This window comes from Streptomyces pseudoechinosporeus, from assembly GCF_054783935.1.
The window spans coordinates 442,760-464,846 of sequence record NZ_BAAGPS010000012.1 but is presented as its reverse complement, the minus strand read 5'-3'; the positions used below and the strand labels follow the sequence as shown (position 1 = coordinate 464,846).

Here is a 22,087-nt window from a genome sequence, read left to right as displayed (position 1 = left end):
TATGGTTCGAACCTGCGACAGTCGCCCAGCGCGGCTCAGACCACCGTGGTGGCGCCTCCCACCTGCGGCAATGACGTGTGAGGGCATGCTGTGGACGCGTCTGATCGTCCTGCGTGGCCGATTGCGTATGAACCATAGGTAGTCTCGCAGGTAGGATCATTGCTGGCCCTGACCTGCGAAAATACAGAGTGTGACTGGTGCCCCGGCAGGATTCGAATCTGCGCACACGGCTCCGCAGGCTTGCGCTGGCGGTGTTGTTTGGCGGGAGTTCTCCGAGCTGCTGGAGGCCCCGATCATCAATCGCTGTCACGGCTGGTGAGTGCTCGGAAGATGGTCGGTCCTGCGGGCCCCAGGCGTCCGGGCGAGTCGAAGAAGAAGACTCCCGACCCGTATCCGACATCCGATTTCCGCATGTCCCGGTGTCGGATACGGATCCTGGCCGACGATGAGGACCCGGACGTCGTCGAAGGGCTGCTGGAAGGCGCGGAGCACATTCGGTCCGGCCGGGAGATAGGTACGTCCCGCGGCGATCTCCGCGCGCAGGAAGTCACCCATCTCGGCGATCCGTCCGGCCACGGGTTCCAGGGCCTTGGCCCAGCCCGGTTCGACGATTTCATGCAAGGGTCGTGGTGCCACGGCGTCACCCTACTGCCGTGCGGGCATGGGCGATCAACCGGTGGTCGTGGCACGACTGAACGTGATACGTCCGGTGACGGCGAGGGGCGCAGAGGGTCCGCCCGATGCCCAATGCCCGACGACTCATGAACTGACGACTGCTGGGAGTCAATCGATCACCGCCGCGCGTACGCAGAGCACATCCGGCAGATGCGACGCCAACTGCCGCCAGCTGTCCCCGTCGTCGGCCGATGCGAACACCTCTCCATTGCGGTTGCCGAAGTACACGCCCGCCGGGTCTGCGCCGTCCGTGCACATCGCGTCGCGCAGCACCGTGCCGTAGTGGTCCTCCTGCGGCAGTCCCGCCGAGAGCGCCTCCCAGGTCTTGCCCGCGTCCGCCGTGCGGAAGACCCGGCATCGGCGCTCGGCCGGGATCCGGTCCGCGTCGGCGTTGATCGGGAACAGGTACGCCGTGTCCCCGCGGTGCGGGTGGGCGGCCGCGGCGAAGCCGAACGTGGACGGCAGGCCCTCGCCGATGTCCGTCCAGTGCGCGCCCGCGTCGTCGCTTCTGTAGACACCCCAGTGGTTCTGCAGATACAGCCGGTCCGGGGTCGCCGCGTCCTGTGCGATCTTGTGCACGCACTGGCCGAACTCCGGGTTCGGATCGGGCAGGAACACCGCGGAGACACCGGAGTTGGAGGGCGCCCAGCTTTCGCCGCCGTCCTTCGTACGGAAGACACCGGCCGTGGAGACGGCGACCGTCACCGCGCTCGGATCGCGCTCGTCCGTGATGACCGTGTGCAGGCCCTCTCCGCCGCCGCCGGGCACCCACTGCGAGCGCGTCGGGTGCTCCCACAGGGGCCGGACGAGTTCGAAGGTCTCGCCGCGGTCCTCGGAGCGGTACAACGCGGCTGGTTCCGTGCCCGCGTACACCACGTCCGGCTCGGCCGCCGCCGGGTGCAGTTGCCACACCCGCTCCAGCGAAGCACCAGTGTCCTGGGGGAACTTGACCGCGGGCTTGGCCGGTTCGGTCCAGGTGCGGCCCAGGTCGTCGGAGTGGAACACGGACGGGCCCCAGTGCGCGCTGTCCCCGCCGACGAGGAGCCGTGGCACATCACCGCGGGTGTCGATGGCGACCGAGTAGACGGCCTGCGCGTTGAAGTACGGACTGTCGTCGAACTCCCAGGCGCCGCCGCGCCGTCGCCCGATGAACAGGCCTTTCCGCGTGCCTACGGTGAGCAGTACGTCGGCCATGCCGACCACCTCCGGACGTCGTTGTCAGCAGACATGGGTCAGTCTGCACCCGGGCACTGACAATCACCCCTGGACGCGGCATCTGAGCAGGTCAGAGCCCATTTCGGCGTCCGATGGCGATGTGGGGTCCGTCTCCCTGTGAGCACCGGGGCGATCGCTCGCGTATGGGAGGGCGGGGACTGGTGCGTCGGTGAGGAGATTGGGGCGTTCGATGGCGGCATTCCGTGGTCCGAGGGTGTGGCTGTGGCGATGGCGGCGGAACCCGCTGCGGCGCCGCAGCGACGAACTGGAGTCCTGGCTCCTGCTCGCCACCTGGACCCTGATGCTGGTCACCGGGCTGCTCGCCGGACTGGCGACGGCACACGCGGTCGAGAGCAGCCTGGCCAAGCAGCGTGCCGAGTGGCATCCCGTCCTCGCGCTGACCAGTAAGAACACGCCCGTTGCGAGCACGTCCGCGGCCAGCCACGAACGGGTGTGGGCCGAGGTGCGCTGGACCGCGGCGGACGGTTCGCCGCACACCGGCCAGGCCCGTGTCGAGCCCGGCAGCACGGCCGGTACCCCGGTCGTCGTGTGGACGGACCGCGACGGCCGCCTCGTCACCAAGCCCGCCAGCGCGTCCCAGGCAGGACTGCGGGCCGGTCTGTCCGGGGTGCTGGTGGGGGCGAGCGCCGCCGCCGTGCCCCTCGGCGGCGGGCGGCTGTTGCGCAGGCGTCTGGAGCGGCAGCGCATGGAGCAGTGGGACGCGGAGTGGGAGCGGTTCGGCCCTCAGTGGGGGTGGAAGACGGGCTGAGGGGCGGGCCGAGCCGACTCGGTGCCGCCCGGAGCCGTACGGCCGATGGTCGTGCCGCCCGGAGCCCTGCGCCCGGTGGTCAGACGGACCGGTGGTACTGATCCGGTACGTGCACCTCGCCCCCGAGTTCGCGCGCCGCATGCCGGGCCCATGAAGGGTTGCGCAGCAGCTCCCGGCCCAGCAGCACGGCATCCGCCTCACCGTTGGCGAGGATCTTCTCGGCCTGTTCGGCATCGGTGATGAGGCCGACGGCTGCGACGGGCATGGACGTCTCGCTCTTCACCCGGGCCGCGAAGGGGACCTGATAGCCCGGGCCGACGGGGATGCGGACACCGGAGGCGTTACCGCCGCTGGAGACGTCGAGCAGATCGACGCCATGGGTGGTCAGTTCGTCGGCGAAGCGGACCGTGTCGTCGGCCGTCCAGCCGTTCTCCTCCAGCCAGTCGGTGGCCGAGATACGGAAGAACAGGGGCTTGTCGTCCGGCCATACGGCTCGTACAGCGTCGACGACTTCAAGGGCGAGGCGCGTGCGGTTCTCGTACGAGCCGCCGTACGCGTCCGTGCGCCGGTTGGAGTGCGGGGAGAGGAACTCACCGATCAAGTAGCCGTGCGCACCGTGGATTTCGACGATCTCGAAGCCGGCGGCGAGGGCGCGACGCGCGGCGTCGGCGAACTGGCCGACGACCTCCCGGATCCCCTCGACCGTGAGCTCGGCCGGCACCGGGTGGTTCGCGTCGAAGGCGAGCGGGCTGGGTCCGAGCGGCTGCCAGCCGTGGGCGTCGGGACCGACGGGAGCGCCGCCCTTCCAGGGACGATCGGTTGAGGCCTTGCGGCCGGCGTGCGCGAGCTGCACGGCCGGAACGGTGCCCTGTCCCTTGAGGAAGCGGGTGATCCGGCGGAAGGCCTCGGTCTGCGTGCCGTTCCAGATGCCGAGGTCGTACGGCGAGATCCGGCCCTCGGCGCTGACGGCCGTGGCCTCGACGACGATCAGGCCCGTGCCGCCGGTGGCGCGCGCCGCGTAATGGGCGAAGTGCCAGTCGTTCGGGGCGCCCATATCCGGGCCCTCGGGCGCTGCCGAGTACTGGCACATCGGGGGCATCCAGACCCGGTTCGGGATGGTCAGATCGCGCAGGGTGTAGGGCTCGAAGAGCGCGCTCACGGCGGACTCCATTCGTTACGGGGCCGGGTTTCGACTCGTACGATAGGCATCGTAGTACGGGAGATGTCAAACTACGAGAGGTCTCGTACAATGAAATCCTCCGGAGCGATGGAGTCCCCGGAGACTTCGGAGTCCGCCAGAACCTCCGGACCAGAAGGCCCGAGTACAAGGACTGGAGCTGCCGTGACGACCGCCGCCCCCACCAGCAGCAGCCGTGAACTCCCGCACCCCACGCGCGAGGAGATCCGGCTGGAATCCGTGCTGCACGCGCTCTCCGACCCGATGCGGCTCCAGGTCGTACGAGAGCTCGCCGCCGACGGCGACGAGCTCTCCTGTTCGCACTTCGATCTGCCCGTCACCAAGTCCACGACCACGCACCACTTCCGGGTGCTGCGCGAGAGCGGAGTGATCCGGCAGGTCTACCGGGGCACCGCCAAGATGAACGGACTGCGCCGGGACGACCTAGACGATCTCTTCCCGGGACTTCTCGACAGCGTCCTCGCCGCCGCCGCTCGCCAGGCCGTCCGCCTCGGGGGCAGCTGAACCACCCTTTGAACTGCCCTTCGAGGGAAGGTGGTTGAAGAGCAGGTTCAGAACGATCGCGGTCAGGCACCCCGCGCTGATCCCGCTGTTCATCACCGTCTGGAACCAGTCCGGGAACTTCTCGTAGACCGTCGGCACCCCGACCGGCAGCATCCCGACGGCGACCGAGACGGCCACGACCGTCAGGTTGTCGTTGCCCTTGAAATCCACCTGCGCCAGCGTCCGCAGCCCGCTCGCGGCGACCGTCCCGAACATCACCAGACCCGCGCCGCCGAGCACCGGCGCCGGGATCGCCGCGACCACCGCACCCAGCTTGGGCAGCAGGCCGAGCAGGACGAGGATGCCACCGGCCGCCGCCACGACCCAGCGGCTGCGGACCCGCGTCATGCCGACGAGGCCGACGTTCTGCGCGTACGCCGTGTACGGGAAGGTGTTGAAGACGCCGCCGAGGACCGTGGACAGGCCGTCGGCGCGCAGGCCGTCGGCGAGCGGGCGTGGCTCGACCTTGCGTCCGGTCATCTCGCCGACCGCGATGAAGTCACCCGTCGTCTCGGTCATCGTCACCAGCGCCACGACCAGCATCGACGCGATCGCCGACGCCTCGAAGGTGGGGGCGCCGAAGTGGAACGGCGTGCTGATCCCCAGCCAGTCCGCGTCCCCGACCCCGCCGAAGTCCGTGAAGCCGAAGGGCACCGCGACCGCGAGGCCCACGGCGATGCCGATCAGCACCGCGATGCGGCTCAGGAACACCGGGGCGAATCGCTGCACGCCGAGTACCACCGCGAGCACGAAGGCGGCCAGCGCCACGTTCTTCGGCTCGCCGAAGCCCTCCGCGCCCACGCCGCCGGCCGCCCAGTTGCCCGCCACCGGCAGCAGCGAGAGCCCGATGATCAGGATCACCGTGCCGGTGACCAGCGGCGGGAAGAACCGCAGCAGTTTCCCGAAGACCGGCGCCAGCAGAATGATCGCGAGCCCGGCGACGATCACCGACCCGTAGATCGCGGGCAGCCCGCCGCCGCCCGTACCGATCAGCACCATCGGCGACACGGCCGCGAAGGTGCAGCCCTGCATGATCGGCAGCCGCACCCCGAAGCGCCAGAAACCGACGCACTGGATGAGCGTCGCGATACCGCACAGCAGCAGATCGGCCGTGATCAGATACGCCATGTCCGCGGGCGACAGCTTCATCGCACTGCCCACGATCAGCGGGACCGCCACGGCGCCCGCGTACATCGCGAGCACGTGCTGCAGCCCGAAGGCGGCCAACTGGCGGACGGGTGGGACCTCGTCCACGGGGTGCACAGGACGTGCGGGTGTGGTGGTTGCCATGGGCACTCCAGGAGCGGCGGGGGAGCGGAGCGGGGACTGCACGTGACCGTAAGGGGCTTGAACAGTTTGTTGATTTCCGCGTTGTTGCCGTCAGATGTCATGCCCTCCGAGGCCCGCTCGACCCTGCTACGGCCCCGCCGTCCGCGCCGCTTCCATCAGTGACGACCAGTCGGGCAGCTTGACCACGCTCCGCTCGAGCGAGGCCCCGAGCTCCGCCTCGGCCCGCTCGATCGCCAGCCAGCCGGACCACTCGACCGGCCGCAGGCCCTCCGCGTGCAGCACCGCGAGGGGATCGTCCGGCACCTCACGGTGTACGAGTACGGGGGCGTCCTCCAGCAGCGAGGTCACCGTCTCCTTCGCGCAGGGCCGGTTGGTGCCGATGACGCCCGTCGGCCCCCGCTTGATCCACCCCGCCACGTACTCGCCCGGCGACACTGAGCCGTCGCGCAGAACCCGTCCCGCGAGATGCGGCACCGTGCCGTGCTCCGCGTCGAACGGCAGGCCCTCCAGCGGCACCCCGCGATAGCCGACCGAGCGCAGGACCAGCTGCGCCTGGATGTCCTCGTACCGTCCGGTGCCCGTCACACCGCCGTGCCCGTCCGGCGCCGTCCGCTCGAAGCGCACGGCGCCCACGCGTCCTCCGTCGGGGAGCAGCTCGACCGGGCGGAGGAAGAAGCGCAGCCGGATCCGCCGGGAGGCGCCCTGCGGTGGCCGCGTGGCCCAGCCGCGCAGCACCTCCACGTTGCGGCGCCGGGCGGCGGGGAGCGCGGAGGGGTCGGCGTACGCCGGATCGAGCGCCAACTCCTCGGGGTCCACGATCACTTCGGTGTCGGGCAGTGCGCCCAGCTCCCGTAGCTCCTTGGTGGTGAAACGGGCCTGGGAGGGGCCGCGCCGGCCCACCATCTGGATGTCCCGCACCTGGCTGTGGGCCAGCGCGGCGAGTGCTCCCTGCGGCATGTCGGTGGGGCTCAGCTCCGCGGCGCCGCGGGCCAGCATCCGGGTCACGTCCACCGCCACGTTCCCGACGCCGATGACGACGGCCGCCCGCGCGCCGAGGACGAAGCCGTCGGCCGTGGCGTCCGGGTGCGCGCTGTACCAGGACACGAACTCGGTCGCCGACCAGCTGCCCGGCAGCTCCTCGCCGGGCACTCCGAGACGCCGGTCGGTGGCGGCTCCCACGCAGTACACGACCGCGTGGTACAGCTCCCGCAGCCGGGTGGCCGGCAGCCCGTCCGGGCCGACCTGGACGCCGCCAAGGAACCGCACCCGCTCGTGCTCCAGGACCGTACGCAGATTGTTCTGCAGCGACTTGATCTTCTCGTGGTCGGGCGCCACGCCGTACCGCACCAGTCCGTACGGGCACGGCAGCCGGTCCAGGACGTCCACGTGGACCTCCGGCACCTGGCTCTGCTGGACGAGACTCTGCGCGGCGTAGACCCCACTCGGCCCCGAACCGACCACGGCGACGTGCAGCACGGCGGAACTCCTTCCCGTAGGAGAACGAGGAGATCGCTGCTACCTCCACAATCGCACCGAGCCGCCCCTCACGGGAGGGCCACGAACGCGTCACTGCGCCGCCAGAGTGCACCACCGCGCGCCCTGCCCGGCCCACTCCGAAGGCGCGCGCCACCGGCACCCTCCACCCGACGCGCGCCGCCCGCGCCGGGCCGCCCCCCCCCAGAAGCGGCATGCACGCCCCGGGTCAGGGCATGTCCCTCATCTTGTTGATCTCTGTCGTCTGCTGGGCGATCACGTCGTCGGCCATTTCGCCGATCTGGATGTTGTTGCCCTGCGCGAGCACATCCGTGGCCATGGTGATGGCGCCGTCATGATGGGTGATCATCAGCTTGAGGAACAGTTCGTCGAAGGCTTTGCCCTTCGCCGCGCGCAACTTCTTCAGCTGGGCCTCGGTCGCCATGCCCGGCATCGCCTCATGGTCGTGCGCCTGGCCGCCCTTCTTGTCGCCGCCGTGGGCCTGCTGCCAGCCCTTCATGGCGTCGATTTCCGGCCCCTGCGCGGCGGCGATCCGCTCGGCGAGGCGCTTCACCTGGGTCGACTCGGCGCGTTTCGGGGCGAGTTCGGTCATGTCCAGGGCCTGGGTGTGATGCTCGATCATCATCCGCGCGTAGTCGAAGTCCGCCGAGTTGGGGGAGTCGTCAGGCCGCCGCTTCTCGGCGTCCTCGGCGGAGAGCGTCTCGGCCGCCTCGCCTGGCTTCCCCGGAGCGATCACCGAAGGGCCCTTGCCCGACGCGGACTTGGGCTCGTCGTCCGAACCGGTGCAGCCTGCGAGCGCGAGAACGACGACCGTCACGGAGGCGGTGACCACGTGACGGTACGTACGACGAATGAGCACAGCGGCCTCCTGTGGCACACGAAATGGCGGACACCTTGTGGGTGTTGGGAACCGTCCTACCCCGTTGCCGATCGTCAATGACACGTTGCCGTTCGTAAATGATCAGAAGGATTCGTTACGACTGCATTGCGCCCTGTTGTTCTGAGCATGATGAAGACGATACTGCGGTGGTGCCTTAACCGTTCAACTGCGAACGGCTACAAGGGAGGACGCAGTGACCCTGTTGAACAACCACCGAACACGGCGCAGACGACTGGGAGTTGTCGCGACCGCGGTCGGACTCCTGGCCGCGCTGCTCACGGCCGGTCCGGCGGTCGCGACCCCCGACCCCGGGGACACACCGGCCACCCCGGACAAGGTCTCCAAGAGCAAGGCGGCCGAGGTCAGGGAAGCGATCGAGAGCGGCGACATACCCGGCAAGGACGAGATCGTCCACTCGGACAACATCACCCACCTCGCCAACATCCCCAAGGACGCGCTGCCGGGCACCAATTCGGACCTGGCCTTCCAGGGGAAGTACGCGTACTCCGGCAACTACGACGGCTTCCGCGTCTTGGACATCAGCAACCCGAAGGCCCCGAAGACGGTCTCCCAGGTCCTCTGCCCCGGCTCGCAGAACGACATCTCCGTCTCCGGCGACCTGCTCTTCCTCTCCACCGACTCCTCGCGCAGCGACAACTCCTGCAACAGCACCACGCAGCCCGCGACCGAGAAGTCCTCGTGGGAGGGCATGAAGATCTTCGACATCAGCGACAAGCGGAACCCCAAGTACGTCGCCGCCGTCGAGACCGCCTGCGGCTCGCACACCCACACGCTGGTGCCCGAGCGCCGGAACGTCTACGTGTACGTCTCCTCGTACTCGCCCAGCGCCACCTTCCCGGACTGCCAGCCGCCGCACGACGGCATCTCGGTCATCAAGGTGCCCCGCAAGGCGCCCCAGAAGGCGGCGGTCGTCGGCTTCCCGGTGATCTTCCCCGGTGAGGGCCCCGACGGCGGCGGCAACCCCGGCGCGCCGACCAATCCGGGCGTCTCCAAGACCACCGGCTGCCACGACATCACCGTGCTGCCCTCCAAGGACCTCGCGGCGGGCGCCTGTATGGGCGACGGCATCCTGTTCTCCATCGAGGATCCGGAGAACCCGAAGGTCATCGACCAGGTCCAGGACAACGTGAACTTCGCGTTCTGGCACTCGGCGACCTTTAACCAGAAGGCCAACAAGGTCGTCTTCACCGACGAGCTGGGCGGCGGCGGCGCGGCCACCTGCAACGCGGAGATCGGCCCGAACAGGGGCGCCGACGGCATCTACGACATCGTCGGCAAGGGCGACAAGCGCAAGCTCGTCTTCCGCAGCTACTTCAAGATCGACCGCCACCAGGCGCCCACCGAGGTCTGCGTGGCCCACAACGGCTCGCTGATCCCGGTCAAGGGCAGGGACATCATGGTCCAGGCCTGGTACCAGGGCGGCGTCTCCGTCTGGGACTTCACCAACTCCTCGAAGCCCAAGGAGATCGCCTACTTCGAGCGCGGCCCGGTGGACACCGAGCGGCTCACGACCGCCGGCCCGTGGTCGGCGTACTACTACAACGGCTACATCTACTCGAACGACATCGCCAAGGGCTTCGACGTCCTGAAGATCAGCGACCGGCGCACGGACCCGGCGAGGTGGATCCGCATGTCCGAGCTGAACGTGCAGACCCAGCCGGACTACTTCGACTGGCGAGGCTGACCGGCGCGTCCGGCCCGGCCTGCCGCGTCGGCTTCGGGGTCCTGGGGCGAGAAGAACCGTGACAGGTCCCCGCCATTGGTCCCGCCGGGCGCCTCGGCGTCCGGCGGGACACCCAGCTCCCAGTCGAGCCGGTAGCGCTTGAACAGCTCGGCCCGCAGGGTCGGCAGCGGCATCGGGACGCCCGGCACCAGGGCCGCGTACACCGCGCCCATCAGCAGCGCCCGCAGCATCGGATAGTCGACGGCGGCGTCCCGCGTTCCGTACCGGGCGACGGTGTCCCTGAGCAGTTCCGCCAGGCGCTGCTGCTCCGCGCACTGCACGAACCCCTCGGCCTGCAGGATGCCCGCCATGTGCTGGCGCATCAGCACGGGATGGTCCCGGGCCAGGCCCAGGATCGCGTCGATGGCGCGCGCCATGCGCTCCCGGCCGTCCTCGGTGCGCGGCTCGCGCTCCAGCGCCTCCTGGAGCGTGCAGTGCATCAGCCGGTGGACAGCCGACTGCACGAGCTGCCGCTTGCCCGGGAAGTAATACGAGACGAGTCCGCGCGCGGAGCCCGCACGGTCCGCGATGTCGCCAAGTGTTGTCGCCTCGTAACCATGCTCGCTGACCAGCTCAAGGGCCGCCTGCAGCAGCTTTTCCCGGGATCGCCGCCGCAACTCTTCATTGACCGAGCGGCTGCGGGGGGACATCCTGTAACTCCTGTGTTGACTGGCTGCCAGCCAACTATACTCAGCGGGTCCATGGCGGCCCCTTCCCCGGGGTCCCCTTCGGGCTGCCGTCCGCCTGGGCGACGCGGGGGATCGTCCAGGCGGACGCGAAGCTCAGCCGATCAGGTCCAAGACCGGGCGGAGCCCGTCCGGACGCTGGGTCACCGGCAGATGGTCGACGAAGTGCACCGCGCAGCCCAGGGTCGCCGCGCCGCCGTCCGCGCGGCGGTCGTCGCCCACCATCAGCGCGTCCCGCGGATCGACACCGAGCGCGTCGCAGGCGGTCGCGAACAGGCGTGGGTCCGGCTTCTGGATGCCGTGTTCGTACGACAGGACGTACGCGTCGACGTACGGGTCGAGGCCGTGCTCGCGGAAGACGGGCCGCAGATCCCAGCCGATGTTGCTGACCACACCGACCGCCACACCGCGCTCACGCAGCGCGCCCAGCACCTCGGCCGTGTCGGGGTACGGGCGCCACGCGGCCGGTGTCATATGGCGGTCGTACAGCGCGTCGTGCAGGGCGGGATCAGGCAGCGGCACCTGACGGGAGACGCCGGTGTACGCGGCCCGGTGCAGCTCGGCGCTCTTGTCGCGGATCTCCCACACGGGGGCGAGCTCATCGGGGACCCGCCCCGACGGGACGGCCCCGCCCGGCAGCGCGCCCACCATGTCCAGGTCCCGGGCCGCCCGGAGCAACTCCGGCTCGGGGAGTGAGACTTCGGCCTCGGCCAGCACCGCGCGCAGCCAGCACTCGGCGGATTCGATACGGAAGAGCGTTCCGGAGAAGTCGAATAAGACAGCAGCCACGCGCTGGACCTTACCGGTGTTCCTGTTCGGCGAGTGGCCGCTGTGGCGCATCGGCCGAAGGCGCCGGCCACCGCTCGTACGCCACCACCGTGAGCGCGACGGTCAGCGCGCCGAGCAGCCAGCCGCCGAGCACGTCCGTCGGCCAGTGCACGCCTGTCCAGACCCGGGTGAGGCCCACGCCGACGACGGAGAGCGCCGCGAGGGTCACGGCGATACGCCACAGGACGCGTCCGGCGCCGTACAGGTGCAGGAGCCAGAGCAGCAGGCCGCAGACCACCGCCGCCGTCATGGCGTGGCCGGACGGGAAGGCCGCGTAATGGGCCGAGTCCACGGGGTCGGGCCACACGGGGCGCTCCCGGCCGACCGCGGCCTTCATGCCCTGCTGAAGCAGAGTGCCGAGGAGCGTGACGGCTCCCAACCAGAGGGCGGGCCGCCAGGCCGAGCGGCGGATGATCAGCCAGAGCACGGTCGCGGTGGCCAGGGCACGCATGGTCCAGGGGTCCCACACCCAGTCCGTCAGGATGCGGGCCGTCTGCGTGACATCGGGCTCGTCCACCGCCCACTCGTGCGTCGTACGCGCGATATCGCCGTCCAGGTCCATCAGCGGGTCCCAGGACAGGGCGACCAGCGCGAGCAGCAGCACGGAGGGAACGGCGAGGGCCACCGCGGCCCGGACGGCGGCTGTGGGGGCCGGTGTGCGGGGCGGCGAGTCGACGGTGGGGGAGTGCATGAAACGATTCTCGCGGACCGCTGGGGCCGAAGGCCAACTCCGGGGCGTACGTCGACTTGTGCGCTTGGTTACCCCAGCGCCCGCAGCCCCGGCACGAACGCCACCAGCAGCGGAACCACCGGCACCAGCGCCGCGGACGCCGTGAGCCGCAGCCGACGGGCGGGCGGCAGGCGGTCCGGGGGAGTGAGCAGACGGTTCACGCGCTGCGGGACATGGGCCTGCGGGGTGGGGCAGGGGCCGAACACGCCCCGGTCCTCGTTGAGTTCCACCAACGCGAGAGCGGTCGTCAGTCGGCCGAAGCGGCGGGACGCCATGTCGTCGGCGGCGAGCTCGACCAGACGGTGCATCTCGTCGCGGAACGCCGCGAACACGGGGACCTGTGGAAAGCCGTTGGCCAGCGCCGCCGAGGAGTGCAGCAGCCAGTCGTGCCGGGCCCGCGCGTGCCCCTGCTCATGGGCGAGCACGGCGTCCAGCTGGCTCCCCTTGAGGCGGCGCAACGCGGCGGTGGTGATGACCAGTTGGGGCGCCGCTCCGGGCAGCCACCAGGCGTCCGGACGCTCGCCCTCCAGGACGACGAGCCGGTCGCTTCCCGGCTCCTCGCCGGGCAACAGCGGGGCACGCACGCGGAGTTCGGCCCGCTCGCGGCGGCGTCGCGCACGGGCTCGTACGATCTCGCGGACCAGCATCGCCGCGCTCCACACGCCGCCGCAGGCGAGCGTCACCGCGGTCGCCGCGGCCCACGGGCCCGCTCCGGCGAGCGCGTAGGCGTCCACGACGGAGTGCGGCGCGGGAGCGAACACATGGCCGCGCACCGCCTGCCAGGCGGCGGCCGCGCTGAGCGTCATCGACAGCACGCAGCACAGCAGAACGGCCACCACCACGCACTGCCACACCCACAGGGCGACCACCGGTTCGCGGTCCGGCCAGTCCGTTCGGGCGAGCAGCCGCGGAGCGAGAACGGCGGCCAGGGCGCCGAGCAGCAGCAGTGCCGCGGGGACCATCATGAGGGCAGCCTATGAGCGGGGCGGCGCCAGGGGATACGGGCTGCCGCGGCAAAGTGACGCAGACCACGGTTTCGTACAGTCGGGTCACAGTGTGAGAAGCATCGCGAGCATCCCGATGCCCATCGAGAACCGGGATGCCAGCGCCAGCTCCGGACGGTCCCCCCAGCCGACCGTGCGGGTGCCCCCTTCGGGTGCGTCGACGACGGCCGGCACCAGGCGCGTCCCGGTCCACAGCACGTATCCGGTGAAGTACGCGAAGAGTGCCCCGGTGAGCACGGGCAGCCCTGAGTGTGTCCCGCCTGCCATCACCACCGCCATGTAGAACATCGCGGCCGCGCCCACCAGATGGTGCAGATGATGGCGGCAGGTCCGCGCCGCCCACAGGGCGCGCAGCGCGGCCGCGCCGAACACTGCCGCGCAGACGAGCCAGGCCCATCTCGGCGGCGTCAGCACCGCGGCGGGCACGGCCATCGCGGCCATACCGAATCCCATGAGTGCCTCATCACCCGCCGTGCGGCGCTGTTCCTCGACGGAACTGCGCATGCGCACGACGCAGTAGGCCCCGGTCGTCGTGCACAGCGCGACGAGCAGCCAGTCCGACGGCGCCGGTCCGTGCACCGCGCACCTCCCCGATCGACGGTGATTCGGACAGTCCGGTCGAAAAGATGCCCTGGCCTGCCGGAGGACACACGAGCGCAGGGGTGTACGCGGGGAGCGCGCAGGGGTGCACCTGCCTCGGGAGCGGGTGCTGCGCGCCGGGCAGGCCGGACGCCGTACGCTCGCTCGTGGCGACGGTACGACGACAGGGACTGCACGCACTCGGGGGCGCACAGCATGACGACAGCGAACGGGCGGGCGACTGCGGGGGACACCGTCGGGGCGGTGGTACGGCAGTGGCGGACGGTCCACCCCGACCTCGACACCGGACCCATCGAGATCATCGGCCGCATCAACCGCTGCGCCGCCCTGCTTCAGCAGGCCGAGGACGCCCCGCTGCGTCATGCCGGGCTCACCCGTCCCGAGTTCGAGCTGCTGGCCGCTCTGCGCCGCACCGGCCGTGAGCTGACCCCCGGTGAGCTGGCCCGGGAGACCTTCTCCTCCGGCGCCGCCGTCACCAAGCGGCTCAAGCAGTTGACCGCGCGCGGCCTCGTCGAGCGCCGCGGTGACAGCCGTGACCGGCGCGTCGCCCATCTGCGTCTCACGGACGCCGGACGCGAGCTCGTCGACGAAATCGTCCCCGAGCAACTCGCGTACGAGACGGCCGTCCTGTCCGGGCTCGGCACCGCGACGCAGGGCGAACTCAGTTCTCTTCTCGGGGAGTTGCTGGTCCAGCTGGAAGCACGGCTGGGCGTGCAGCGGGCCTGAGCGGCTTCCCTCACGTCGGAAACTTTTTGGTTACCGACCGTTGACATGAGACCTGCGTCACTCCTAGGTTCGGCACGCCGGTTCGACAAACCGGCTGACGTGCGAAATGTCGAACGACTGTGAGTGTGGGGGAGGTGTGTCCGCGATGTCGAACCGGTTCGACGAGATGGCCGAAAGTAGCCGCGCCCCCGTGCAAGGCGACCGCACCCCCGCGATCAAAGGCAGCCGCATTCCCGTGAACAGCGGCAGCCCCACCCCCGTCAACATCGGCGAGATCGCCCGGCTCGCCGGTGTCTCGCGCAGCACGGTCTCGTACGCCCTGAGTGGCAAGCGGCCGATCTCGGAGCGGACCCGGCTGCGCATCCAGCAGGTCATCGACGAGCACGGCTTCCAGCCCAACGCCAGCGCCCGCGCCCTGGCCCACGGCCGCACCCAGACCATCGGCGTGGTGTTCCCGCCGGCCGGCAGGCGCTACACCGACATGCAGCTCGACTTCCTCAGCGCGGTGATCGACGCCGCCGCCGTGCACGACCACGACGTACTGCTGTCCCGCAGCGGTGAGGGCTCGGACGAGGCATTCGACCGGCTGGTGGGCCAACGCCGCGTCGACGGCGCGATCCTGATGGAGATACGCGTCCAGGACTCGCGGGTGGACCGGCTCCTCGGCACCGGGTTCCCCTTCGTCACCATGGGGCGGACCGCGGACCCCGACGCCCTGTCCTGGGTCGACATGGACTGGACGGAGCTCACCGCACGCTGCGTACGGCATCTCGCCGAGCTCGGTCACCGGCGGCTCGCCCTGGTGAACCGGCCGCGGAAGCTGTTCGCCGTGGGGTACGAGGCCGCGCACCGAGCCGTCGACGGCTTCCGGACGGCCGTCGCCGAACTGGGGCTGACCGGCGAGATCCACCACTGCGGGGACGACGCGGCCTCCGGCGAGGCGGTCGTCCAAGAACTCCTCGACCACGACCCGCTGACAACCGGGATCGTGGTCCTCAACGAGGCGGCGCTCGTGGGCCTGTACCGCGGGCTCGACCGGGCGGGCCTTTCCGTGCCCGGCGATGTCTCGGTGACCGGCGTCGTCGGCGCCCGCTGGGCCGAGACGGTCACCCCGATGATGACCGGCTTCGACAACTCGTCGGACGTCATGGGCCGGCTCGCCGTGGACCTGCTGCTGGAACGGCTGGCGGGCTCCTCGACGGCAAGGCCCCGGCAGCACCTGCTCACCCCCGAACTCACGGTCCGCGCGAGCACTGGCCCCGCGCAGACGCGCAGTTGATCCACGCACCCCCTGGGAGACGCACATGTCGAACCGGTTCGACCGCCGCTCGTTCATGCGGATATCGGGCTCCGGAGTTCTCGCCGCGGGCCTGGCGGGCCCGCTCACCGCCTGCGGCGGCTCGGAGAGCGGCTCGTCCGGCTCCAACGAGCTCGTCTGGTGGGACTACCTCGTCGAGGAGGCCCGCCAGCCCGGGATGAAGGCCCTCATCGCCGACATCGAGAAGCAGGTCGGTGTGAAGATCACCCGGCGGACCTTCCCCTTCGCCGAGCTGGAGCCCGCGATCATCAAGGGCGCCGCCTCCGGGGACCTGCCGGACATCGCGATCGTCGACAACACCTCGATGAACTCCTTCGTCCCGCAGGGACTCCTCACCGATCTCACCGACCGCGTGAAGGAGTGGGGCCAGTCGAAGGCGTACTACGAGGGCCCGTGGAACAGCGGCGTCATCGACGGCAAGACGTACTCCGTGCCGAACAACTCCAACTGCCTCTGCCTGTACTACAACACCGAGATGCTCGAGGCCGCGGGCGTCGAGCCCCCGAAGACCTGGGACGAGCTCGCGGAGGCGGCGAAGAAGCTCACCAAGGGCGACACGTTCGGTTTCGCCATGAGCGCGATCAAGACCGAGGAGGGCGTCTTCCAGTTCGAGCCCTTCCTGTGGTCCACCGGCGGCGACCTGGACACCTTCGGCACCGACGGCGCCAAGGCGCTCGGGTTCCTCAAGGAGATGGTGGACGCGGGTTCGCTGTCGAAGCAGTGCGTCGGCTGGACGCAGCAGGACGCCAACAACCAGTTCGTGTCGGGCCGTGCGGCCATGCAGATCAACGGGCCCTGGCAACTGCCCGCCCTGCAGGAGCAGACGAAGGTCAAGTGGGGCGTCGTCCCGATTCCGGTCGACAAGGAGCCGGCGAGCTGCCTTGGCGGTGAGAACTGGGTGATCCTCAAGACCAGCGGCAAGGCCGACCAGTGCTGGGAGGCCATCGTGCGCAGCCAGGAGAAGACGGTCCTGGCCAAGTACCTCGACGGGCTCGGCCTGTTGCCCGCCCGCTCCGACATGGCCGACGCGGGCAAGTGGGCCACCGACCCCACCCTGAAGGTCTTCGTGCAGGAATTCGCCAACGCCCGCCCCCGCTCCTACGGCCCGAACTACCCGCAGTTGTCGCAGGCGATGGCCGAGGCCCTCCAGGCGTCCCTCACGGGCAGCTCCAGCCCGCAGGCCGCCGCACGGAAGGCCGCGTCCGCGATCACGCCCAAGCTGCAGAAGTAAGGCAGGGAATGAGCCTTCAGGTGAAAGCCCGCGAGCCGCTGAAGGCGGTGGAGAAGACCCAGACCGTGCGGCGTGGCCGTTCCCTCGCGGTGCGCCGCACGCGGGCCGGGTACGTCATGTCGGCGCCGGCCCTGCTGTTCCTCGGCGCGACCATGCTCTTCCCGCTCGCCTACAACTTCTGGACATCCGTCCACGACGTCGCCATCGGTGATCTCCTCACCGGGGATTGGCAGTTCAGCGGCGTCGACAACTACGACAGCGTCGTCTCCGAAGGCGCCTTCTGGCACGCGATGCGCATCTCGCTGGTGTTCACGGCCGGCTCGCTGTTCTTCCAGTTCACCATCGGCTTCGCGCTGGCGCTGCTGTTCGCGAAGACGTTCCCGCTCGCGGGCCTGTTCCGCTCGCTGATGCTGGTGGCCTGGCTGCTGCCGCCGATCGTCAGCGGCACCCTGTTCCGCTGGATGCTCGACGCCGACGCGGGCGCGTACAACGAACTCCTGCGCCTCATCGGCCTCGACTCCCTCGCCCACAACTGGCTGACCGACCCCAGCACCGCCCTGCCCGGCGTCATCGCCGCCAACATCTGGGTGGGCGTGCCCTTCAACATGCTGCTGCTCCTGGTCGGCCTGCAGTCCATCGACCCGACGCTCTACGAGGCGGCCGAAATCGACGGCGCCGGACCCTGGCAGCGGTTGCGGCACATCACCGTCCCGATGATGAAGCCGGTCTCGGCGGCCGTGCTGCTGCTCGGCCTGATCTACACCTTCAAGGTCTTCGACCTGGTCTTCGTCCTGACCGGCGGCGGGCCCGTCGACAGCACGAGAGTCCTGCCGCTGTACGTGTACGAGGTCGCGTTCAAGCTCTTCCAGCTCGGCCGGGGCGCGGCGGCGGGCGCGCTCCTGCTGGTCATCCCGCTGATCGTCGCGATCGTTTACGTACGACGCCTGCGCAAGGAAGGAGCCGCCTCATGACTCGTACCAAACGGCCCTGGCTGCTCACGCTCGTCGCGGGCGTCATCACGGCCTTCTTCCTGCTGCCGTTGTACTGGATGATCGCCACCTCGCTGAAGAAGCCCGACCAGGTGCTCGTCTCGCCACCGCAGTGGATCCCCTCGCCGTTCACCGGCGAAAGCTATTCGCGGGCCCTCGACAAGCCGATGCTCGGCCAGGCGCTGCTCAACAGCGTCGTCATCTCGCTCGGCGTCGTGGCGCTGACGCTGCTGCTCGCGGTGCCCCTGACGTACGCGGTCGCCCGGATCCGGATGCGGGGCTCCGGCGCGATGGTCCTGTCGCTGCTGGTGGCGCAGTTGCTGCCGAGCATCGTGCTGGCCGCGCCGCTGTTCATCGTGCTGCGGCAGGTGGAGCTGACCAACACCCTCATCGGCCTCGTGATCGCCGATACGACGCTGACGTTGCCCTTCGCGGTCATCGTGCTGCGGCCACTGGTGCGGGCCATGCCCGTGGAGGTGGAGGAGGCGGCGCTGGTGGACGGCTGTGGTCTGCCGGGGGTGCTGTGGCGGGTCGTGCTGCCCGTGATGCGGCCGGGACTGATCGCGATCGGTGGCTTCTCGTTCCTGCTCGGCTGGGGCGAGTTCGTCTTCGGGATCACGCTGAACAGCGATCCGAAGGTGCAGCCGGTGACCGTCCTGCTCAACACCTTCGTCGGCCAGACAGGTACCGACTGGGGGCCGCTCATGGCGGTCGCCACGCTCGTCAGCATCCCCGTGGTATGCGTCTTCGCGATGCTCCAGCGCTACATCGTGGGCGGGCTGACCGCCGGAAGCGTCAAGTCCTGAGACCCAACGCGACTTCCGCAGCAACTGCGTAACTCCGTTTGTACGCAAGGAGGTGCATGCCCGTCTTCACCACTCTGGGAGCCGATCTGTCCCTCAAAGAGAGCGAGTGATTCCCCGGTAGAGGGGCCTAAGCGGACTTGCTGAAGTCCGATGCGGTACCGCGCCCCTCCAGGGGCGCGGGGCTGTGTCAATGTGCGGCTCCGCCGCGATGGGGGTCCCCCCGCTCGAGCGAAGCCGAGAGTGGGGAAGCGACCAACCACGACGGACCCGCAGCTTCGAACCGCACTTCCAGCGGAGCGCTTAGCCTTCTTCGCCCGCGGTGTAGAGACCGAACATCGCCCCTTGCGGATCCCGCGGTACGGCGATGCGCCAGCCGTCCGAGATCGAGGTGGGTTCCATGAGGAGGGTGCCGCCGGCGTCGGTGCAGTCCTGCGCGGTCCTGTCGACGTTCTCGACGGCGAAGTAGGGCAGCCAGTGGGACGGCACCTCGTGCGGGAACTTGTCGCCCATCTCCACCATGCCGCCGAAGTCGGATCCCTCGATGCCCCATTGCGTGTACGACTCCGAGGCGTTGACCGTCCAGCCGAACACCGTCGTGTAGAAGGCGGTCACCGCCACGGGGTCGCGCGTCATCAACTCGACCCAGCCGAGCGAACCCGGCGCGTTGAACACCCCCGCGCCGGGGAAGGACCGTGCCTGCCACAGCTGGAAGGCCGCGCCGCCCGGATCGGTCACCACGGCGAAGCGGCCCAGCTCGAACACGTCCATCGGCTCCAGGAGGACTTCACCGCCCGCGGCCCGTACCGCCGCCACGGACGCGTCCGCGTCGGGCACCGCGAACGCCACGTTCCAGGCGACCGGCTGCGACTCCTGGAACAGCGGGGTCAACGCCGCGACCGGCGATTCGCCGAGGCGCTCGAGGGTGTAGCCGTCGGCCTCCTGACGCGGGTCCGTCTCCGGGCGCCAGCCGAAGACGTACGTGTAGAACCGCTTGGCCGCGTCCAGATCACTGGTCCCCAGCTCGGTCCAGCAGGGCCCGCCGGGCACCGGCTTGTCCAACTTCATGGTCGTCCCTTCGCCGGAAGCGCTCCTCCCAGCACGCTAAACCCGGCCTCCGGGTCCCGGCCATCCGTCGAAAACTCCATGGCGCGACCACCCCGAGCGGCGTACCCTCGGCCCCATACCGCACCTCATGGCGGCCTCCTCACGCTCATCGACCCGGAGGTCCCCGCATGTCCGCGCTCAAGGTGCGCCCCTTCCACCGCGACGACCGCGACCAGCTCACCGAGCTTGTGAACACACATGTGGCCGCCGTCGTCCCCGGTGTCTCCGTCTCCGTGAACACCGTGCTCAGCGAACTCCAGCGCCAGCCCGACGAGTTCATCACCGACCCCTGGGTGGCCGAACGGGTCACCCTCGTCGCAGAGCAGCGCCAGTACGTGGTGGCTGGCGCGCATCTGCTGCGCTACCGCGGCGACGCCGAGGTCGGCGAGGACTACCGGGACGCGGGCGAGATCAACTGGTTCGTCTGCCATCCGACCGCCTCATTCTGGCCGGACTCCGGGGACGCCGCCGATCTGCTGATGACGGCATGCCTGGCACAGCTCGCCCGCTGGAACGTCCGCGTCCGGTACGCCGACGGCGCGCTCCCGGCGCCCGCCGTGTACGGCCTGCCCCGACCCTGGCCGCACATCCGGACAGCGTACGAACGGGCCGGCTTCCGGCACAGGGGCCACACGGAGATCATTCTGATCGCCGAGGTGGCCGATCTGCCGTCGCCGGCGCCGCTGCCCGGTGTCTGTGTCGACCGCACCCTCGGCGAGTGCGGCACCCGCTTCACGGCACGGGCCGACGGGCTGGTCCTCGGCTTCATCGAGATCGACACCGCCCTGGGCCGCCCCGAGCGGCATGCCCGCAGCGGTGGTCTCGCCGACATCGGCAACTTCCACATCGCGCGCCCGATGGAAGGCCTGGACAACTGGCTCCTCGCCCAGGCCGCCCACTGGCTGCGCCTCTGTGGAGTGAAGCGTCTCCTCGCGTACGAGACCTCCGAGGACACGGAAGCGATCAGCTCCCTGACCGCCGCGGGCTTCCACGAGCTGACGCGCACGGACCGTGGCTGGGTGCACCGGCCCGAAGGGGCCTGCACCGTGCAGTGACGCGCGTGGGTCGGCGGCACCGTCCGCCGACCCACGTTCTGTACGGGCAACTACCCGGCCCCGCCCGGCAGTTGAGCGCCCGTCGCCGCGGCGTCGTCCCCGCTCACGGGGTGCAGCACCTGTGGCTGCGCGGCCTCGTGTCCGCGAAGGGAGGGGGCCGTGCCGTCCCACCAGTCGGCGTTGCCGTCCTCGATGCAGCGGAGCAGGACTCCTTCGCGCAGCGCCCAGGGGCAGATGGTGACCTCGTCGATGCCCATCAGCTTCATGGTGGTGTGCGCGACGATCGCCCCGGCGAGGGACTGTCCGGCACGGGCGGCGGAGATGCCCGGCAGGGCGGCGCGTTCCGCGGCCGGCAGCTCGGCGAGCCGACGTGTGGCCCGGCGGAGGTCGGCGCGGGTCATGCCGCGCGGCGTGAAGGGCCCCGACCGGCCGGGCGGCGCCCCGCACAGCCGGCCGAGCTGCTGGAACGTACGCGAGGTGGCGACGGTCGTACGTGGCGCCTCCCAGCGTATGCGGGCCGCGACATCGCGCAGCTGGTGGCGGACATGGCGGCGCAGCGCCCTGACCCTGCGCTCCGAGGGCGGGTCCTGGCCGCGGAAGTGCTCGCGGGTCAGACGGTTGGCGCCCAGCGGCAGCGAGATGGCGAAGTCGGGCAGCTTGCTGCGGCCGAAGGCCACTTCCAGCGAACCGCCCCCGATGTCCAGCATGGCCAGCGGCCCCGCACGCCACCCCATCCACCGCCGCGCGGCCAGGAACGTCAGCTCGGCCTCGACCTCACCGGGCAGGATGTGCAGCGGCACCCCGGTCTCCGTGGCGACCTTCCGCAGGATCTCCGTGCGGTTCGGGGCGTCCCGCACGATCGCCGTGGCGAAGGCGAAGGGCGCCGTCACACCCCAGCGCATGCCCTCGTCCCGGGCGGCCGTGACGGCATCGACAAGCCGGGCCACCTGCTCATCCGGCAGGCGGCCGCCCCGCTCGACGTACTCCGACAGTCTCAGCCGCCGTTTCGCGGTGTGCACGGGCAGTGGAACAGCGCCGTCCGTCTCGGCGATGACCAGCCGTACCGTGTTCGAGCCGACATCAAGCACTCCCATACGCATCCCTTCCCAGTACCCGAGGCGGTGTCCGCCATGCGGTGGCCCGGCGCGCGCCCGCGTGCGCGCCCCCCAGAAGGGCCCGCGGGGCACCGTTTCAGCTGGTAC

21 protein-coding genes and 1 pseudogene are annotated in these 22,087 nt (G+C 70.1%); 9 read left to right on the top strand and 13 right to left on the bottom strand.

The features are described 5' to 3' along the window. Positions 1–408 precede the first annotated feature (408 nt). Positions 409–636 (bottom strand): annotated as a pseudogene (locus ACYVO6_RS19750) (uracil-DNA glycosylase); the annotation flags it as partial. Positions 637–783: 147 nt separating this feature from the next. Continuing rightward, on the bottom strand, positions 784–1,869 hold the full coding sequence (locus ACYVO6_RS19745; protein WP_461062786.1) for a WD40/YVTN/BNR-like repeat-containing protein: 1,086 nt from the start codon (positions 1,867–1,869) through the stop codon (positions 784–786). Positions 1,870–2,080: 211 nt separating this feature from the next. On the opposite strand from ACYVO6_RS19745, the gene ACYVO6_RS19740 reads away from it, so the two are divergent. Then, positions 2,081–2,659 (top strand): Rv1733c family protein, encoded by a 579-nt coding sequence (locus ACYVO6_RS19740; RefSeq protein WP_461062784.1) that lies wholly within the window; start codon positions 2,081–2,083, stop codon positions 2,657–2,659. A gap of 79 nt (positions 2,660–2,738) precedes the next feature. Here ACYVO6_RS19740 and ACYVO6_RS19735 read toward each other — a convergent pair whose 3' ends face one another. Continuing rightward, complete coding sequence (locus tag ACYVO6_RS19735) at positions 2,739–3,818, bottom strand: NADH:flavin oxidoreductase/NADH oxidase (RefSeq protein WP_461062782.1); 1,080 nt, start codon at positions 3,816–3,818, stop codon at positions 2,739–2,741. 183 nt (positions 3,819–4,001) lie between these two features. Between ACYVO6_RS19735 and ACYVO6_RS19730 the strand changes: the two genes are divergently transcribed. After that, positions 4,002–4,361 carry an ArsR/SmtB family transcription factor gene (locus tag ACYVO6_RS19730; RefSeq protein WP_461062780.1) on the top strand — a complete coding sequence of 120 codons (360 nt, stop codon included), beginning with the start codon at positions 4,002–4,004 and terminating at the stop codon, positions 4,359–4,361. Here the strand turns inward: ACYVO6_RS19730 and ACYVO6_RS19725 are convergent. The 3 genes from ACYVO6_RS19725 to ACYVO6_RS19715 all read right to left on the bottom strand — a co-directional run bounded on the left by ACYVO6_RS19725 (position 4,281) and on the right by ACYVO6_RS19715 (position 8,043). After that, positions 4,281–5,690: a nucleobase:cation symporter-2 family protein gene (locus tag ACYVO6_RS19725; RefSeq protein ID WP_461062778.1), complete on the bottom strand. Its 1,410-nt coding sequence runs from the start codon at positions 5,688–5,690 to the stop codon at positions 4,281–4,283. The two genes, ACYVO6_RS19730 and ACYVO6_RS19725, sit on opposite strands and share 81 nt — an antisense overlap. Positions 5,691–5,816: 126 nt before the next feature. Beyond that, entirely contained in the window at positions 5,817–7,166 is a 1,350-nt protein-coding gene (locus ACYVO6_RS19720) for an FAD-dependent oxidoreductase (protein ID WP_461062776.1), read from the bottom strand. Between the two features lie 226 nt (positions 7,167–7,392). Beyond that, positions 7,393–8,043: a DUF305 domain-containing protein gene (locus tag ACYVO6_RS19715; RefSeq protein WP_461062774.1), complete on the bottom strand. Its 651-nt coding sequence runs from the start codon at positions 8,041–8,043 to the stop codon at positions 7,393–7,395. 214 nt (positions 8,044–8,257) lie between these two features. Between ACYVO6_RS19715 and ACYVO6_RS19710 the strand changes: the two genes are divergently transcribed. Beyond that, positions 8,258–9,769, top strand: coding sequence for an LVIVD repeat-containing protein (locus ACYVO6_RS19710; protein WP_461062772.1), 1,512 nt, complete (start codon positions 8,258–8,260; stop codon positions 9,767–9,769). Here ACYVO6_RS19710 and ACYVO6_RS19705 read toward each other — a convergent pair. The 5 genes from ACYVO6_RS19705 to ACYVO6_RS19685 all read right to left on the bottom strand — a co-directional run bounded on the left by ACYVO6_RS19705 (position 9,748) and on the right by ACYVO6_RS19685 (position 13,635). Beyond that, the gene (locus tag ACYVO6_RS19705; protein WP_461062770.1) at positions 9,748–10,458 is read right to left on the bottom strand and encodes a TetR/AcrR family transcriptional regulator; all 711 of its coding nucleotides are present in this window, start codon (positions 10,456–10,458) and stop codon (positions 9,748–9,750) included. The genes ACYVO6_RS19710 and ACYVO6_RS19705 overlap by 22 nt on opposite strands. A 132-nt stretch (positions 10,459–10,590) precedes the next feature. Beyond that, complete coding sequence (locus tag ACYVO6_RS19700) at positions 10,591–11,283, bottom strand: HAD family hydrolase (RefSeq protein WP_461062768.1); 693 nt, start codon at positions 11,281–11,283, stop codon at positions 10,591–10,593. 10 nt (positions 11,284–11,293) lie between these two features. Continuing rightward, a complete protein-coding gene (locus ACYVO6_RS19695; protein WP_461062766.1) occupies positions 11,294–12,013 on the bottom strand; it encodes a phosphatase PAP2 family protein in 720 nt (239 codons plus the stop codon). A gap of 68 nt (positions 12,014–12,081) precedes the next feature. Then, on the bottom strand, positions 12,082–13,017 hold the full coding sequence (locus tag ACYVO6_RS19690; RefSeq protein WP_461062764.1) for a M56 family metallopeptidase: 936 nt from the start codon (positions 13,015–13,017) through the stop codon (positions 12,082–12,084). 84 nt (positions 13,018–13,101) lie between these two features. Beyond that, positions 13,102–13,635, bottom strand: a complete 534-nt coding sequence (locus tag ACYVO6_RS19685) for a DUF5134 domain-containing protein (RefSeq protein ID WP_461062762.1) — start codon at positions 13,633–13,635, stop codon at positions 13,102–13,104. 216 nt (positions 13,636–13,851) lie between these two features. Here ACYVO6_RS19685 and ACYVO6_RS19680 point away from each other — a divergent pair, with 216 nt between their 5' ends. The 5 genes from ACYVO6_RS19680 (at position 13,852) to ACYVO6_RS19660 (ending at position 18,726) form a co-directional block, all read left to right on the top strand. Further along, on the top strand, positions 13,852–14,382 hold the full coding sequence (locus ACYVO6_RS19680) for a MarR family winged helix-turn-helix transcriptional regulator (RefSeq protein ID WP_461062760.1): 531 nt from the start codon (positions 13,852–13,854) through the stop codon (positions 14,380–14,382). 145 nt (positions 14,383–14,527) lie between these two features. Further along, positions 14,528–15,661: a LacI family DNA-binding transcriptional regulator gene (locus ACYVO6_RS19675; RefSeq protein WP_461062758.1), complete on the top strand. Its 1,134-nt coding sequence runs from the start codon at positions 14,528–14,530 to the stop codon at positions 15,659–15,661. Positions 15,662–15,686: 25 nt separating this feature from the next. Then, complete coding sequence (locus ACYVO6_RS19670) at positions 15,687–16,931, top strand: sugar ABC transporter substrate-binding protein (RefSeq protein WP_461062756.1); 1,245 nt, start codon at positions 15,687–15,689, stop codon at positions 16,929–16,931. A gap of 8 nt (positions 16,932–16,939) precedes the next feature. Next, the gene (locus ACYVO6_RS19665) at positions 16,940–17,902 is read left to right on the top strand and encodes a carbohydrate ABC transporter permease (RefSeq protein WP_461062754.1); all 963 of its coding nucleotides are present in this window, start codon (positions 16,940–16,942) and stop codon (positions 17,900–17,902) included. Beyond that, positions 17,899–18,726 carry a carbohydrate ABC transporter permease gene (locus tag ACYVO6_RS19660; RefSeq protein ID WP_461062752.1) on the top strand — a complete coding sequence of 276 codons (828 nt, stop codon included), beginning with the start codon at positions 17,899–17,901 and terminating at the stop codon, positions 18,724–18,726. The genes ACYVO6_RS19665 and ACYVO6_RS19660 overlap by 4 nt, the downstream gene beginning before the upstream one ends. A gap of 300 nt (positions 18,727–19,026) precedes the next feature. Here ACYVO6_RS19660 and ACYVO6_RS19655 read toward each other — a convergent pair whose 3' ends face one another. Continuing rightward, positions 19,027–19,791, bottom strand: a complete 765-nt coding sequence (locus ACYVO6_RS19655; RefSeq protein ID WP_461062750.1) for a VOC family protein — start codon at positions 19,789–19,791, stop codon at positions 19,027–19,029. A 167-nt stretch (positions 19,792–19,958) separates the two neighbouring features. On the opposite strand from ACYVO6_RS19655, the gene ACYVO6_RS19650 reads away from it, so the two are divergent. After that, positions 19,959–20,885: a GNAT family N-acetyltransferase gene (locus ACYVO6_RS19650; protein WP_461062748.1), complete on the top strand. Its 927-nt coding sequence runs from the start codon at positions 19,959–19,961 to the stop codon at positions 20,883–20,885. 50 nt (positions 20,886–20,935) lie between these two features. Here the strand turns inward: ACYVO6_RS19650 and ACYVO6_RS19645 are convergent, their stop codons facing one another. Continuing rightward, entirely contained in the window at positions 20,936–21,985 is a 1,050-nt protein-coding gene (locus ACYVO6_RS19645) for a Ppx/GppA family phosphatase (protein ID WP_461062746.1), read from the bottom strand. Between the last annotated feature and the right edge of the window lie 102 nt (positions 21,986–22,087).